11 protein-coding genes and 1 pseudogene are annotated in these 15,004 nt (G+C 66.1%); 6 read left to right on the top strand and 6 right to left on the bottom strand.

The features are described from left to right. Positions 1-18: 18 nt before the first annotated feature. Genes AB3X94_RS17435 through AB3X94_RS17415 form a run of 5 tightly spaced genes read right to left on the bottom strand, consistent with a single transcriptional unit; the run spans position 19 to position 6,374 of the window. A complete protein-coding gene (locus AB3X94_RS17435) occupies positions 19-2,667 on the bottom strand; it encodes a glycoside hydrolase family 2 protein (RefSeq protein ID WP_368612170.1) in 2,649 nt (882 codons plus the stop codon). Positions 2,668-2,674: 7 nt separating this feature from the next. Beyond that, positions 2,675-3,748, bottom strand: a complete 1,074-nt coding sequence (locus tag AB3X94_RS17430; RefSeq protein WP_368612169.1) for a DUF1839 family protein — start codon at positions 3,746-3,748, stop codon at positions 2,675-2,677. Next, on the bottom strand, positions 3,745-4,818 hold the full coding sequence (locus AB3X94_RS17425) for an amino acid--[acyl-carrier-protein] ligase (RefSeq protein ID WP_368612168.1): 1,074 nt from the start codon (positions 4,816-4,818) through the stop codon (positions 3,745-3,747). Before AB3X94_RS17425 ends, AB3X94_RS17430 begins: the two co-directional genes overlap by 4 nt. Further along, a complete protein-coding gene (locus AB3X94_RS17420; protein ID WP_368612167.1) occupies positions 4,819-6,126 on the bottom strand; it encodes an acyl-CoA dehydrogenase family protein in 1,308 nt (435 codons plus the stop codon). Then, entirely contained in the window at positions 6,123-6,374 is a 252-nt protein-coding gene (locus AB3X94_RS17415) for an acyl carrier protein (protein ID WP_176108732.1), read from the bottom strand. Before AB3X94_RS17415 ends, AB3X94_RS17420 begins: the two co-directional genes overlap by 4 nt. Before the next feature lie 368 nt (positions 6,375-6,742). On the opposite strand from AB3X94_RS17415, the gene AB3X94_RS17410 reads away from it, so the two are divergent. Then, positions 6,743-7,276, top strand: a complete 534-nt coding sequence (locus AB3X94_RS17410) for a GNAT family N-acetyltransferase (protein WP_368612166.1) — start codon at positions 6,743-6,745, stop codon at positions 7,274-7,276. Between the two features lie 9 nt (positions 7,277-7,285). Here the strand turns inward: AB3X94_RS17410 and AB3X94_RS17405 are convergent, their stop codons facing one another. Beyond that, positions 7,286-8,755 carry an oligosaccharide flippase family protein gene (locus AB3X94_RS17405; protein ID WP_368612165.1) on the bottom strand — a complete coding sequence of 490 codons (1,470 nt, stop codon included), beginning with the start codon at positions 8,753-8,755 and terminating at the stop codon, positions 7,286-7,288. Between the two features lie 455 nt (positions 8,756-9,210). Here AB3X94_RS17405 and AB3X94_RS17400 point away from each other — a divergent pair, with 455 nt between their 5' ends. The 5 genes and pseudogenes from AB3X94_RS17400 to AB3X94_RS17380 all read left to right on the top strand — a co-directional run bounded on the left by AB3X94_RS17400 (position 9,211) and on the right by AB3X94_RS17380 (position 15,004). Next, complete coding sequence (locus AB3X94_RS17400) at positions 9,211-11,073, top strand: alpha/beta fold hydrolase (protein WP_176108729.1); 1,863 nt, start codon at positions 9,211-9,213, stop codon at positions 11,071-11,073. A gap of 75 nt (positions 11,074-11,148) precedes the next feature. Next, positions 11,149-11,964 (top strand): annotated as a pseudogene (locus AB3X94_RS17395) (sugar phosphate nucleotidyltransferase); the annotation flags it as partial. Between the two features lie 138 nt (positions 11,965-12,102). Then, complete coding sequence (locus tag AB3X94_RS17390) at positions 12,103-12,711, top strand: flavin reductase family protein (RefSeq protein WP_176110590.1); 609 nt, start codon at positions 12,103-12,105, stop codon at positions 12,709-12,711. A gap of 338 nt (positions 12,712-13,049) precedes the next feature. Beyond that, positions 13,050-13,769, top strand: a complete 720-nt coding sequence (locus AB3X94_RS17385; RefSeq protein ID WP_176108728.1) for a FadR/GntR family transcriptional regulator — start codon at positions 13,050-13,052, stop codon at positions 13,767-13,769. A 188-nt stretch (positions 13,770-13,957) separates the two neighbouring features. Then, a complete protein-coding gene (locus AB3X94_RS17380) occupies positions 13,958-15,004 on the top strand; it encodes a Gfo/Idh/MocA family protein (RefSeq protein WP_217709932.1) in 1,047 nt (348 codons plus the stop codon).

Genomic DNA, 15,004 nt, shown 5'->3' with positions numbered 1-15,004 from the left:
ACTAGTTCGGAATCACCACTAGCCGTAAAAGATGGCGGAAAGCGCATTGATCGCGCGGACTTCCCCTTGGGGCGCCGCGCTTGTTTCATCCACTTTAAAGGCCGCGTTTGATGCAGGAGCAACGACTTCTTGCGGCGACGCGGCGAACACGGTCGGCAACAGCGGTTCCAGCGGAAGCAGCGGCACGACACAGCGCCGGTTCGGCGCGAGATGGAACCAGTCGCGCGTCGCGCGATAGTGCGGGTCAATGATATGAACGAAGCGCGCAAAGCGCTTCGTTTCGATCGCGAGCTGCCAGCCGTTGCCGTCGCCACGACGTTCGACCTGAACGGTCATACCGAGGTCAGCTCGCGCGTGCACGCTACGCTCGGGCAGATGAAACGCCTCGGACACGATCTCGCCGCTCGCGGCATCGTATAACGTTGCAATCGTGACATCGTGCGCGCGCGGGCCGAAGCGGTACGCATGCGTCAGATCGAAGAACTGGCCGAGCAGCGCGGCCGCGCTGATGCGTTGCAGGCTGCGCGGCGCAAGCGTCAGCGCGCTGCGCGCGGACGTGACCTTCACGCTGCCGTCGCGCAGACAGACCAGTTCGAGTTCGCCGCTAAACGTTTGCGCGCGCTCGTTGATCAGATGGATATCGAGGCCGTTCAGGCCTTCGTCGGTCAGCGTGACCTGCAACGGCTGCAGTGTCTGCGCGAAGCCGTGCAGCGCGCTTTTCGGCCGTCCCATCGCGTCGATCACGCCCCAGCCCGCGCCCGCGCGCAGGTCCTGCAACTGCCACACGAGGCCGCCGCCGCACGGTGAGCCCGCGCGCCGCCACTCGGCGAACACGTCGCTGATCAGATCGGCAACCACCGCGCGCGACAGATCCAGATAGCGCGCCGTGTCTTCATAGCGCAAGCGCGCCGGCTCGACGCCGTAAAGCGCCTGCAGATAATGATCGCGCACGTCGTCGAAATCCCAGCCTGCGCCGGCATCGCGCGGCACGGCGGCTTTCCAGCGCGGGTCGTGCGTGTGGATCGTGCCGAGCGCGTCGTGCAGCGTCGCGTCGTCGGGGACGTTGGCGAATGCGAGGCATTCGGCGGCGAAGCGCACCTGTGCGCGCCGCACGTCGGCGAGCGGCCGCTGATACGCGCCGACGCCGTAGTAGTGCGTGACGCCCTCGTTAGTCGAAAACGGCCACGCGCCACCCGATGGCGAATTGCTGACATAGGGCACGTCCGCGCGTTCGCGCGCGACGAGCGCGGGCAGCAGCTCGGTAAACATCGGTTGCGCGCGCCGCGCCGCGGGCAGTCCGAACATCGCCGCCTGCTGATCGACCTCGCTGCCCCCGCATAGCACCGCGAGCGACGCGAAGCGACGCGTGCGGGTCAGGAACTGGCTCGCTTCGCGCTCGATCAGTGCGCTGAATGCGGCATCGTTCGGGTAGTCGAAATTCGCCAGCGCGAAGTCCTGCCAGATCAGCAGGCCGTACTCATCGGCGAGCGCATAAAACAGATCTGATTCATAGAGCATCGTGCCGCCGACGCGCAGCATGTTCATGCCGGTGGCGCGCGCGAGCTCGAACGTATGGCGCAATTGCGCTTCGGTGCCTGCTAGCGTGACGAGATCGGCGCTGGTCCAGCACGCGCCGCGACAGAACACGGGCACCTCATTCACGCGCAAGGTAAAGCCCGCAGCATCGGCGCCGCGATCCACTTCGATACGACGAAAGCCGATCGAGCCCAGAGACTGGCTGATCACGTTGCCGTCGGCGAGTTGCAACGTCAGAGGATATAAAGCGGGCTCTCCGTGCGTGTGCGGCCACCAGCGTTTCGCATCGGGCACGCGCACGTCGCCGGTGAGTGTATATGCATCGTGCCATTGCAAACACGAAACATGGTTGCCGCACGCGAGTGTCGCGCGGCAGGCGGCGTCGTGGGGGTGTACGAAACGTAACGTCAACGAAACAACCCCATCGTCATGCTCGAGCCGGCTGGTCAGATCAATCGTGTCGAATGCGTGCGGTGCGTCGCCGAGCATCTCGACTGGACGCCACGGCCCGACCGCATGGATCGACGGACACCAGCCGGGCATATGGCCGAGCAGGGTGGTGCGCACATTGCGAAGCGTCGGCGGCGACACGAGGCGTGGCCGCCAGCGCGCACGCGAGCGTTTGGCCGCCAGCGCCGGCGTCAGCGAGCGAAAGCACAGCACGAGCGTCGCACGGCCATTCAGTTCGATATCCACATCATGGGCGATGAACATCGATGCGCAATCGAGCCGCTTCACATCGTCGAGCCACACTTGCGCGAGCGTCGCGAGTCCATGAAAGCGCAGGCGGCGCCGACCGGTGCCGATCAGCGTGACGCGATACCAGTGATCGTCGAACGCGAGCGGTGGCGGGTGATCGACATCGAGCAGACCGGCGGCGCGCCGCGCGCTCGCGACGGTGCCGGGTACGGGCGCGGCGAGCCAGCCTTGCGCGGGCAGATCGGCCGGTGACGCATAGGCGTTGGGTGGGGTGCTCAGACAAGCCCAGCCGGTGTCGAGCCGTTGTGGCCATAGGGAGAGCGCGCCGTCCGCGCGCGGACGGCCGGCGCCGCTCTCGTCAGCCGCCGGATCGAGTGTCGATACATCCACGGTCAATTCCCGGAAAAACCGCGCGGCGCGAGGCACGCGCATCAACGCATTAGCGCACCAGAGCGGCTAGCGGCGGCAGCGTTTGTTCATAGGCGCTTTCAAGCACGTCGAAGCAGTCTTCGCAGCTATCGCGGCGACCACGCGCGAGCGCGCGAATCAGCCGGAACTGCATCACCATCGATTCCGACGCGATGCACTGCGCGGCGGCCGGTATCGTCGGCGGCATCTCGAAGCCTTGCGCGGACAGCCACTGCAGATACTTCGACAGAAACTCGAAGTTCGCACCGAGCTGCCGCATCAGATTGAACGAGTACAAATGGAAGTACGCCTCGTCGCGCTCGAACAGCGTATCGAGATGCGCTGGAAACGCGGCACGCCATTGCGAAATCGGATTGCTCAATGGACGCCGCTCCAGATGCGCGCACAGCAGTTGCGCCGACGCCTCCGCGAGCGCGGTGCCTTCGAGCGCGGGCCGCGCCTGCTTGGCGAACTCGACGTACGGAAACAGCAGATCGGGCTGGCCGGTGAAATGCGGCAGCTTGCGAAACACGCCGTCGTAGTCGTCGCCTTCGAGCTGGTGGTAGCCGGTGTTGTGGAAATAGCCGAGGCGGCGCGCGGCGGTATCGACGAAGTCGATGCCGATCGTGGTCTTCGGATGCTCGCTGCGATACGAGGTCGCGCGCGTATCGGGCAGGTAGTAGCCGTCGACTTCGACCAGCACGGTGTGGCCGCGCAATGTCTGCGCGAGCACGCGTTCTTCGAGCGAATCGTAGATCGCGAGCTCCTGCACCTGGGTGCCATACAGCCGTTCGAGATCATCGAGCGGAAACTTGAAGAACGTGAACTGATCGCCTTCGAAGTCCTGCGTGACCGTGAACGCGAGCGCCGCGCGCGGGTCGAGCCCGAAGCCGTGCAGCAGCTCGATCCACAGATCGACGTAGCAGTTGGTCTCCTGCCACACGCGTTCGCCCTGATGCAGCGCGTGCGCTACGTGCTCGCGCAGCTGCGTGCCGGCACGCGGCGCCGCGTGGGTCTGCTGAGGCGTCGGCGGATCGCCTGCGCGTCGCGGCAGCGACGAGTTGGCGAGCGAGCCGGCAAGCGCCGAAGTCGGCGATGAGTTCATGCGCGCTCTCCAGCCACGGCTGCGGTTTGCATAGATTGCGCCGCCTGCAGCGCATCCGCGACGCGGCTCCCGGTATCGCCCCACAGCAGCGCGCGCACGTCGTCGGGCCACGCGTCGACGTCGAGCCCATGATGACGGAACAGCGCGAGCGTGATGCGTTCCATGCCGAAGCCGACACAACCCGTATGCGCGGTCGTGCCGTCGTCGCAGGCGATCTTCCAGATCGCACCGAAGTGGTCCATGTGATAGTTGAACGACAGGCAGGCCGTCTTGCCGCGCGGATCGGCGACCGCGATCAGCAACTCGAACTTGAGCGCCTGCGCGCGCTGGCTATCGGCGACGATCTTGCCGCCGCGGCCGAAGAACGGATCGTTCGCAAGATCGACTTCGACGGGCAAGCCCAGCAGCTTCACGAGCAACGAGCCGCGCTCGATCCACATCTGCCGGAACGCCATCACCTGCTCGGGGCTGCCGAGACGCACGTATTCGCGTTGACGGAACATTTGCATCCGGCCCGGATCGAGCGACGGCTCATGGCGGAAGCAGTACGACAGCACGTCGATCGTGCGGCCGCCGGCGGGCAGGGGGCCGCGCCGCGCCATCACCGGATAGATCGGATAGCAGGCGGCCGGCGTCAGCACGACGCGCGTCGGTTTCTGTTGCGCTAGCCACGCGTCGCCGCGGTCGTCGTCGCTGTCGGCCATCGCCTCGTCGAGCGCGCGCAGCAGACGGTGATGGCCCATGTCGTCGCCGCAGAACGCATGGATGGTGCCCGCGAGATTCGGAAAGCTCTTCAGGTACTCGCTGTCCTCGAAGTCGGTGCGGCGCATCGCGGGCGGAAAACGCAGTACTTCGGCTTGCTGATCTTTGCCGAGATGCGTAATTGCCACGTTCAATCGATCGATCACGTCCTCGAAAATCTGGCTGCGGCCATACAGTCCGTTTTCGCCGGTGTCGATCAGCAGGCCGGCTGCCAGCATCTCGTCGCGCAGCGTGAGCGAAGGCCCCACGTCGGTGGCGGAGGCCGCCGCGGCAGTGGCAGCAGCGGCGGTATCGGTCATCAGCTTCATTCAGGGTCTCCCCGGCGCGGCAGGACGTTGCGCGAGCAGCAGACTCGCGGTGTTCTGCGCGATACGGTCGTTATTGATCATCAAGGGCGCCGAGTGCAGGTCGCGCAGATGGCGCCCGACGCTATAAGGTGTGCCGTTCTTGTAGCCCGCCATGCCGCAGATCATCAGCACTTCCTGTACGACCTGCAGCGCGGTGCTCGAGATGCTGGTCTTCAGCGTGTTCATGTCCGACGCGAAACCGAGCATCGCCGCGAGCGGGGCGTCCGCCTGGATCGCGCCCTCGCGTGCCTGATGCGCGGCGCGCGCGGCCTCCAGTGCAACCGACAGACGCGCCTGCATCATCTGCAGCAGCCCGACGGCTTCGGCAAGCCGCAGGCCCGCCGGCGGCATGGAGCCGGGCTTCGCGCGCGCCTGCGCGCGGAAGAACGCTTTCGCGCGATTGACCGCGTCGATCGCGATGCCGGTCCACACCGACGCCCACAGCGTGTGCGACACGGGCAGCATGGTCTGATCGGCGATGTCGGCGAACGGCGTCGCAAGAATCTGTTCGGCGAGTCCCGTCGCGACGAGCCGGAAGCCCTCGCTGCAGGTGCCGCGCATGCCCATCGCGTCCCAGCCGCCGCGTCGCTCGAGCTGCGTTTCGGCGCGCAGCGCGACGATCAGCACCTGGTCGGACGCGGCCGCTTCGGCGGTGCGCCGAGCGGTCACGAGGATGCCGTCGGCGTGCGCGCCGTACGAGATCGTCGGTGCGAGCTTCTCGATCCGGAAACGCGCGCCATCGAGCTCGACCGAGCACGCGCTCGTACGCATGTTGCCGCCGATCGTCTCTTCCGATGTCGCCGACGCGAGCAGCCATTGCTGCTCGGCCAGTTGCGCGAGCAGGCTCGCTTGCCAGGCCGAATTGCCGCGATGAGAGTCGATGCACGCGACCTGAATCTGATGCATCGCATAGATCATCGCCGTCGATGCACAGCCCTGGGCGAGCGTTTCGCAGATCGCGCCGATATCGGCAAGCGACAGGCCCGCGCCACCGTAGGCGGTCGGCACCATCGCCGACAACAAACGCTCGGCCCTCAGCGCGTCGAACGCCTCGACCGGAAAGCGCGCGTCACGGTCGACAGCGTCCGCGTATTGCGCGGCGATCGCCGCGCACCGATGCGCTGCAGCACGCCATTCGGGACCGCTGTCGAGCGCGGTCAGCGCCCCGGTGGCGGGGCTCTCGCCAGCGCCGGCCCGTGCGTCGGTAGTCGAGTTCGCGGCCGCCCCGCAGGCCGCCGCGGCGGCCTGATCCAGCAGCGGCGCGCTCATGCTGCCGCCTTGGCCTGCAGCAACTCCGTCATCGCGGCGGCCATCGAGTCGATGCTCGAGAACAGGCGGCGCGTCAGCATACGGTCAGGAATTTCGACGTTGAATTCGTCTTCCATGGCAAGCATCAGATGCACGGTCGCGAGCGATGAGAGTCCGGCAGCATAGAGGTCGGCGTCGTCGGCGAGGCTTTCCACCGGGACATCCAGGCGTGCGGATTCTGAAAGGATGCGTCTCAAAGCAGTTTTCATGCAGTGCTCCCCCTTATGCTCAAAGGTCTGCCGATGGGTGCCGGGATCGAATGATCGTGGGCGCCTGATTTTCGTGGGTAGGTTCGTGCGGTGCGAAGACCGCAATGTGTGTGCGCGATGGTGCGGTGCGGTGATGCAGGCGGGCTGTGTGAAGCCATCTGCGATACCGGGGCACGTGGTGAGACTGCGCTTCGTTGGCTCGTATTTAAGAATCGGCAACCCCGAGCGTCAGTGCGATGGCGCACGGAAGCACGTCTTTCGCGCAGGCTACCGTGTAGTCGATGATGAGGGACCGTCATGGATCGGCCGGCCGTCGCGCACGGCAGGCATCGCCGGTTTCGCCAGGTATTTTGACCGCCGGGGGCGTGATGAACTGGAAAACGCTGGAGTTCGATCAGCTATCTGCACGTGAGTTGTATATCGTGCTGCGTGCGCGCAGTGCGGTATTCGTCGTCGAGCAGTCGCATGTGTGCCTCGACGCGGACGGGCGCGACGAGCACGCTTTGCATGTGTTCGCGGTCGACGACATGGCACGTCCAATGCCGGTGCTCGCCTATGCGCGGGTGCAGCCCGGCGATTCGGAAGATCCGGAAGTGACGATCGACAAGGTGCTGACGAGTCCGCTGCGGCGCGGCGACGGCACCGCCGAGATGCTGATCGAGCGCGTGCTCGAAGCGGTCGCCGAACGCTGGCCGGGCCGCGCCACGCGCGTGAGTGCGCCGCTTGGCTTGCGCGGGTTCTACGAGCAGTTCGGCTTTCGCAAAACGGAGGGGCCGTACCTCGAACATGGAATGCCGTACATCGGTCTTACGCGTCAGGTGCGTGGCACTCAGGCGCGCTTCGGGCAGCGGCGGCGCGAGCGCGCCGGCGCATCGTTCGCCAACACGTTCGAACTGTTGTGATGCCGGGACTCAGCCTCGTGCCCGTCCGGACGACGGCACGAGACGCAGCCAGAGCCGGTAAAGCGCGGCGCGCAATTCGCTGGACCCGCGCAGCGATATGCCGAAGTTCGCTGCGCTCAACGCGAGCGCAGCGATGATCGCCAGCAGCAGCGCGTTGATCGAATCCGCGAGCGCGAGCGCGACGAGCAGAAACGCCAGATGCGCGAGCATGTTGCGCACGATCGTCCACGCATGCAGCCGTGAGAAGGCGAGCAACACCGAGTAATCGAACAGCGCCTTCAGCACGACGACGACCGCCGCGCCCATGATGCCGAACCATTGGATGCCGCACCACAACGCGCCGGTGAAGAACGGCAACTGAAGCCAGCTGACGCTTGCTACCGCCGCGGGATGGGTCTGCGCCTGCAACAGGCTGCCGAGGATGCTCGACTGGCCGCTCAGCCACACGCCGACGATCAGCACGCTCGCGACCGGCGCCGAGGCGGCAAGCTGCGGACCGAGCCACAGCAGCAGGAACGGCTTCAAGGCGAACAGCGCGACGATCACGCACGGCGTAAAAGCGCCATTGAGAAACGCGAGCGCGTGGTGCGCGAGCGCGTCCGCATCCTCGCGCGACGCGGCCGACAGACGCGGAAAGAGCGTGCGCACCATCGCGAGCGGCAGCAGGTTCAATCGATTGATCAGGTTTTGCGGCGTCGCGTAGTAGGTGACGAAGCGCGCGCCGAGCAGTCCGCCGACGAACACGCGGTCGAGGGTCGAGGCAATCATGTTGGCGCCGGAAAACATCAGCAGCCAACGGCCGTAGCGGAACAGCCCGATCATCAGGCGCCATTGCGGCAGCCGCATCCGGCGAATGCCGAGCGCGCGAATGGCGGCCACGCCGAGCATCAGGCCGGCGATGAAGCGCGCGATCACCGCGGCCGGAATCACGAACGCCAGCGACGGCGAAAAGCAGAAGACCGCCGCGATCGGCAGCAGCTGGAACAGCGCGGTGCCGAGCATCTGGTTGATGTTGTAGCTCGCGAAGCATTCGACGCCGGTAATCGCGCCCGCGAATACCCAAGTGACGTTCGCGATCGGCACCGCCACCGCGATCCACGGCAGGCTCGCCATCACTTCACGCTGGAACGCCGGCTCGATTTTCACGCCGTAGGTGATGTAGACGATGGTGCCGGCATAAATCAGCGCACCGCCGATGATGCCGGTGCCGAGATTCATGAACCACGCGCTCCAGAAAATCGGTTCGATCGAATCGTCGTTGGTCGCGCGCGCCTTGGCGATCTGGTTTTCCGTCGCGAGGCTGGTGCCCAGATCGAGGACGCTGAAGTAGCCGATCAGCGCCCACACCAGATTGATCACCCCATAGCGCTCGGCGCCCAGCAGATGAATGTAGGCCGGCACGGTCACGAGGGACACGAAGGTCGGCGCGACGGCTCCGGCAAAGTTGATGAAGATGTTCCTGACGATGCTTCGTTCCATGGTCCTCTTGTCCGGCCGGTGACGGGCGAGCCTATCGTATGACTTTCCCGTCGGCGCCGTCGCAGGTCTTGCATCTTGCCCCCAGGCGCCGCGTGACTGTGTGGGTGGCCGTACAGATGGCCGCGATCGGAGGGAGTTAAATGGCAATGGTCATAGGGTCGCGTGGTGGTTGGCCACGAGCCTTGGCGTCGCGCGCGGGCGCGCCCGCACCTTCTCCATCATCTGATGCTCGCGGCACGCACACCGCAGCCGCCGGCATTCAATACAGCGCATGAACGACGCGATCAGCCGCGTTTCGGTCCATGAGCGGGGCATGCTGCACTGCACAGCATGCTCATCGACACACGCGAGCCCAGCTCGATTCGGAGCCCAAACCAATGTGGCGGGACGCACATATGGGCGACAGCGCCTTTGTTGTAATCACATGAAAAGGAAGAAAACGTAAGGAGCGGACAGTGAGACCCATCGTCTTCGACGGCAACTTCGGCTGGTTGCATTCAGCCCACGGCCCGGATGGCGTTGTGATGTGTTCCCCGTTTGGCTATGACACGCTGTGCACGTATCGCGGCATGCGCCGGCTCGCCGAGCGCCTCGCCGCTCGCGGCATACCGGTGCTGCGCTTCGACTACCCGGCGAGCGGCGATTCGGCCGGCGATCCGACCGACGCCGGCCTGTGGCGCGCGTGGATCGACAGCGTCAAACAGGCGGTCGCGCAGCTGCGCGCAGCGACCGGTGTCGAGCGGGTCAGCTTGTGCGGTCTGCGTCTTGGCGGCATGCTGGCCGCGCTTGCCGCGCAGGAACTTGGCGACGTGCACGGTCTCGTGCTGATGTCGCCGGTGCTGTCGGGCAAGACTTATCAGCGCGAATTGCGCGCGCATTACCGGCAATGGTTGAACGATCCGGCCGCGATGGATTGCGTGGTCGAGCCCGATACCGACGAGTTCGTCGAAGCGTACGGCTTCCGCATGTATCGCGACACGCTGGAGAGCCTGCACACGGCGGATCTATATCGCGCGACGAGCCGGCCGGCCGCGCGCGTGCTGTTGCTCGATTCACTGAACCCCGTGCGCACCGGTGCGCTCGCCGCGCATTACAGTGAACATGGCGTCGAGCTCGAGCGTCACCCGTTCGACGAATACAGCCGCTTCATGATGGAGCCGCTCGAAAGCGAAATACCGCACGCCGCGTTCGAGACCATCGAGAACTGGCTGCTCGCGGGCAGCACGCGAATCAGCCCGGCGGTGGCGCGCGTGCCCGAGCGAGGCGAAGAGCCGGCGGGCGGCCACTATGTCGCGCCGACGCTGCACGAGACGCCGGTATGGCTGAACGACGGCAAGGTGTTCGGCATCTACTGCCGGCCCGACGGCGCCGCGGCGGCGCAGGCGCCGGCGGTGCTGCTGCTCAATACCGGCGCGGTGTCGCGGATCGGCAACGGGCGTTTCGGCGTACATTTCGCGCGGCGTCTTGCCCGTCAGGGGATCGCTTCGCTGCGCATCGACGTCGGCGGTGTCGGCGACAGCATGCCGTCGTGCGACACGCTGAGCCTCGACGCGCTGTACTCGCAATCGAGCGCCGCCGACGCCGCATGCGCATCGCGCTGGCTCGTCGCGCGCGGTCATGCGGGCGCGGTACCGGTCGGCATCTGCTCGGGCGCCTATACCGGCCTGCATGCCGCGACGCGCGAACCCGCCGTGGTGGGCGCGGTGATCGTCAACGTACAGAAGTTCAGATGGCACAACGTCTGCGACGAACACGGCAAGCCGATGATCCCGGTGTCCGCGTTCGGGTCGACGCGCAACTACATGCGCTCGATGAAGCAGCCGGGCAAATGGCTGCGCGTGCTCAAGGGCAAGACGGGCGGCTGGGGCCTCGTGCGCGAGCTGGTGGTACGGCAGCTCGCGAAGACCGGCGAAACGCTGGCCGACCGGATCGAGCGGTTGTGCGGCCTTGAACTCGGCGCGCGGGATGAGCGGCATCTGTTCGCCAACCTCGATGCGCGGGGCGTCGACACGCACCTGGTGTTCGGTGTGCTCGACGAAGGCGTCGAGGAGCTCGAGCGCTACTTCGGTGCGCGCGGCACGCGGCTCGCGCGCTTCACGCGCATTCACGTGGCCTTTTGCAAGCACACCGATCACGCGATCCTGTCGTCGGTGGCGCAGGAAAACATCATGTCCTACGTCGAGAACGTCTATCGCGGCGGCTTCACGAAGCTGCGTCAGCCCGACAGCGCCGCGCTCGACGGCGAACTGCACAGGCAGCACCCGGAACACGATGAGCATCGCGGCCCGGGGGCGTTGCGTCCGTTCGGAGAAGCATAGGGGAACACGCGGCGGACAGAGGGGCACGCGCGTACGACCAGAAACGATTGCGACCACGAGGCACCTGCCGGCGTCATGCCGGCCGGTGAACAGGAGTTGGATTCGAGAGGATCGCAAATGAACCGAATAGTAGAGCCAGGTAATCCGCTGGCGCCGGGGACTCGCGCCACCGGCGCGCTTCACGAACTGACCGTGCAACCGGTGATTCTCGTGGGCGACTCCGGTACGAGGCCGTGGCCGCTGTCGCGCGAACGCAATTCGAAGCGGCTGGCCGGTCCGATGGACGACCGCTGGCGGCTCGAAGCGACGCTGCGTTGGCTCGACGATGCATTCGACTCGGCCGCGCACGACGCGGCCCGTACCAGACCGTCCGCCGCGCCGCTGGTGGTCTGCCGCGACGAACCGCGGCTGCCTGCGCTAGAGCGAGTCGAGCGGCGGTACCGCAAGCCTGCGCGCTTGCTGCTCGAACCGATGGCGCGCAACACCGCGCCGGCGCTGAGCGTCGCGGCGCTCGCCGCGCGCGCGTCGGCCGTGGCTGGCGACGATCCGATCCTGGTCGTGCTGCCCACCGATCATCCGAGCGCCGATCACACTGCATTCGGTGCGGCGCTCAACGAGGCGCTCGCGCATGCCTCGCGCGGCGCGATCGTCGCGTTCGGGGTGCCACCGCAGCGTGCGGCGATCGGCTACAGCTATATCCGCACCGACGCGCCCTTGGGCAACCGTGGCGCGCGGACGATCGAGCGCTTTGTCGAGAAGCCCGATGCCGAGCTTGCCGAGCGCTACTTCGCAGCGGGCGAGTACTGGTGGAACTGCGGCATGTTCGTGGTGCGCGCGTCGGTATGGCTCGACGCGATCGGCTTGTGCCGTCCGCTGATCGCGGCGGCCTGCAAGGACGCATTCGCGGGCGCGAGCATCGACGATGCCGGCGCGGTGCATCTCGCGCGCGACGCGTTCGCCGCGTGTCCATCCGACTCGGTCGACCATGCGGTGATGGAGCGCATCGGTACCGACGCGCGTCTTCTCGGCGTGACGGTACCGCTCGGCGAGGGCTGGCCGGACGTCGCCGCGCCCAGGCGCGTCAATGCAGCTCAAGCCGATAAGCCAGCCGATGAAGCGCGGTCGCCGTCATTCGACGAGCGGCGCTTTCGTCATGCGCTCTCGCGCTTCGCAACCGGCGTGGTGGTGATCTCGACCGGCAGCGGCGACAGTCTTCACGCGATGACCGCCAACGCGTTCATGTCGGGGTCGCTGAAGCCGCCGCTGATCGTCGTGTCGGTCGGGCATCGTGCGCGCATGCATGCACGGCTGATGGATGCCGAGCTATTCGGCGTCAGCGTGCTGTCGGAGGCGCAGGAGTCGCACAGCCGCCATTTCGCGGGCGAGGCGCAAAGCCGCCTCACGCCGACTTGCGCACCGCGCTTCGCGGCGGTCGACGGCCTTGCCGGCGTCGTGCTGCTCGAGCACGCGGCCGCGCGCTTCGCCGCGCGCGTGGTGGACCGCCATCCGTGCGGCGACCATACGCTGTTCGTCGGCGAGGTGCTGGTGTTCTCGCTCGACGAGCACGCGCCGCTGCTGTTTTTCGGCGGCCGCTATGCGTCGGTGGCGGCGAGCGCGTCGAACGAGGATTCGGCGTGATGCGATTGCCATCGCATGTTTGTTCGCCCAAGCACGCAATCGCCGGACCACGTCCGTGCAGATCAGACAATTTCGTCTTGCCAACGTGCGAATGCGCACTAATTAAACCGGGTAACGCAGGCACGCTTTGACGGGCGAGCTTTGAGCCTGGCGGAACAGATTGCGTTACACGAACGAAACAAATCTTCAGAGGGATAACCCTGTCAGGAAGTGTCCCAACTGGCGCATCCGTTTCGAAGCTAGCAACGTATCGGAAAACGATCCTATTTGCATAGCAGATACGTACGGGCCCTTCATCAACAGGCCACGCGGGGTCAACACCGCTTCGGGGATATGTCATGGAACACGCAAACAAGGATCGCTCGCTGGTGAGCAAAGTAATGGACGGGCTCGTCAGCGGCATCGTCGAGGAAAAGTACGGCGCGATTCTGCCGCCGCAGGATGTGCTGTCGAAGGAATTCGACGTGAGCCGCACCGTGATGCGCGAGGCGCTATCGATGCTGCTCGCGCGCGACATGCTCGACGTGCGCCCGAAGATCGGCACGCGCATCCGGCCTATGAGCGATTGGCGCATGATCGACGAGGACGTCGTCAACTGGCGTTTTCGCGCGAAGCCCGATCCGATGTTTCTGCGTGACGTGATCGAGTTTCGCATCCTGATCGAACCACGCGCTGCGGCGCAGGCGGCCGCACGCGGCAGTGCCGCGGATGTCGCCGCGATTCGCGAGGCGTTCGAGGCGTTTCGCGTGATCCGTCCGGGCGAGCCCGCCTATCAGGAAGCCGACGAGCTGTTCCACACGCGTATCGTGATCGCGAGCGGCAACCAGTTCTTCAAGCAGATGGCCGCGATCATTCGCGGCGCGCTGTCGACCGTCACCCCGATCGTGCATGACCGGACCGGGGTGTGGGAGGGCGCGATCGCGTCGCATCAGCGCGTCGTCGAAGCGATCGAGCGGCGCGATCCGAAGGAGGCCGAGATCGCCTCGCTGGCGATGATCGATTACTCGGCCGAGGAGATCGGCGGCCGGTTTTCCGCGGAGCCGCCGGCGCGGGTTTGAGACTCGGTGTGAGCGTCGGTTTGAGCCTGGCTGCGTGAGTGCCTGGCCGCGACAGCGGCGGCGCGGGTGTCGAAGGTCGGTGCGCGGCTGCGATGTCGCATGGTTCGGATTGGCCGGGTTCGCCGCATTCTCAAACGGCATCGGCGACAATAGCGGCTGTTCCGAACCGCATGGACCCTCGCACAACGATGACAGACACGACAGCGGCACCGCAGGCAGCCACCGCCCAACCGACCAATCGGGCAACGCAGGACACCACTTCATCGCGTGAGATCCGTTGGGGGATCGTCGGCACTGGCCGAATTGCGCGCCGCTTTGCGCAAGGTCTCGCCTTCGTGCCGCGCGCGCGGCTCGCCGCGCTGTGGTCGCGTCGCGTGGAACCGGCTCAGGCGTTCGCCGATGAATTCGGCGGTACCGTTTGCGACAGTTTCGATACGCTGCTCGCGAGCGGCATCGACGCGCTCTATATCGCGACGCTGCAGGACAGCCACGCCGACTATGCGATCGCCGCGTTGCAAGCCGGGTTGCACGTGCTGTGCGAGAAACCCGCGTGTATCAATCGTGCGCAGCTCGAGCGCGTGCTCGAGACCGCGCGCGCTTCGCAACGGCTCTTCATGGAAGCGATGAAGCCGCCGTTCTATCCGCTTTACAGAAGGTTGCGCGAGCACCTCGCGGCCGATCCGATCGGCGAGGTCGGCCTCGTGCGCGCGGGCTGCTCAGTGCCGGGCGTGCCGGCCGATCATCCGTCGCTGTCGTTCGAGCATGCGGGCGGCGCGCTGCTCGATATCGGCATCTACGAGATGTTTCTTGCGGTGGATTGGCTCGGCGCCCCGCGCGACGTGCGGACCTTCGGCCGGCTCGGCGCCACCGGCGTGGATACGTTCGCGAGTCTGAACAGCCAGCACGAGCGCGGCGGCATCGCGCAGCTATTCTGCGGGCTCGATCTGCATGGCAAGGGCGATGCGCTGCTGATGGCCAAAGGCGGTCACGTGACGCTGCACGAGCCGTGGTGGAACCCGTCGCGCGCGACCATCCGTTACGCGGACGGCCGCGTCGTCGAACTCGACGAACCGTTCGAAGGCGGTGGTTTGAACTACGAGACCGCGCACTTTTGCGAGCTGATTCGCGCGGGTGTGCTGCAGAGTCCGCTGATGCCGCACGACACGTCGCGACAGATGATCGCGATGGCCGACGCGGCGCGCGCGGCGTTGGGGCTGAAGTTCGCTGGCGAATGA

Source organism: Paraburkholderia sp. BR10923, assembly GCF_040948765.1.
Lineage (GTDB): Bacteria > Pseudomonadota > Gammaproteobacteria > Burkholderiales > Burkholderiaceae > Paraburkholderia > Paraburkholderia youngii.
This window is presented reverse-complemented; position numbering and strand designations above follow the sequence as displayed.

Coding starts and splice junctions, on each gene's coding strand:
- AB3X94_RS17435 (WP_368612170.1), bottom strand. CDS start 2,667: ATGCGCGTGCCTCGCGCCGCGCGGTTTTTCCGGGAATTGACCGTGGAT.
- AB3X94_RS17430 (WP_368612169.1), bottom strand. CDS start 3,748: ATGAACTCATCGCCGACTTCGGCGCTTGCCGGCTCGCTCGCCAACTCG.
- AB3X94_RS17425 (WP_368612168.1), bottom strand. CDS start 4,818: ATGAAGCTGATGACCGATACCGCCGCTGCTGCCACTGCCGCGGCGGCC.
- AB3X94_RS17420 (WP_368612167.1), bottom strand. CDS start 6,126: ATGAGCGCGCCGCTGCTGGATCAGGCCGCCGCGGCGGCCTGCGGGGCG.
- AB3X94_RS17415 (WP_176108732.1), bottom strand. CDS start 6,374: ATGAAAACTGCTTTGAGACGCATCCTTTCAGAATCCGCACGCCTGGAT.
- AB3X94_RS17410 (WP_368612166.1), top strand. CDS start 6,743: ATGAACTGGAAAACGCTGGAGTTCGATCAGCTATCTGCACGTGAGTTG.
- AB3X94_RS17405 (WP_368612165.1), bottom strand. CDS start 8,755: ATGGAACGAAGCATCGTCAGGAACATCTTCATCAACTTTGCCGGAGCC.
- AB3X94_RS17385 (WP_176108728.1), top strand. CDS start 13,050: ATGGAACACGCAAACAAGGATCGCTCGCTGGTGAGCAAAGTAATGGAC.
- AB3X94_RS17380 (WP_217709932.1), top strand. CDS start 13,958: ATGACAGACACGACAGCGGCACCGCAGGCAGCCACCGCCCAACCGACC.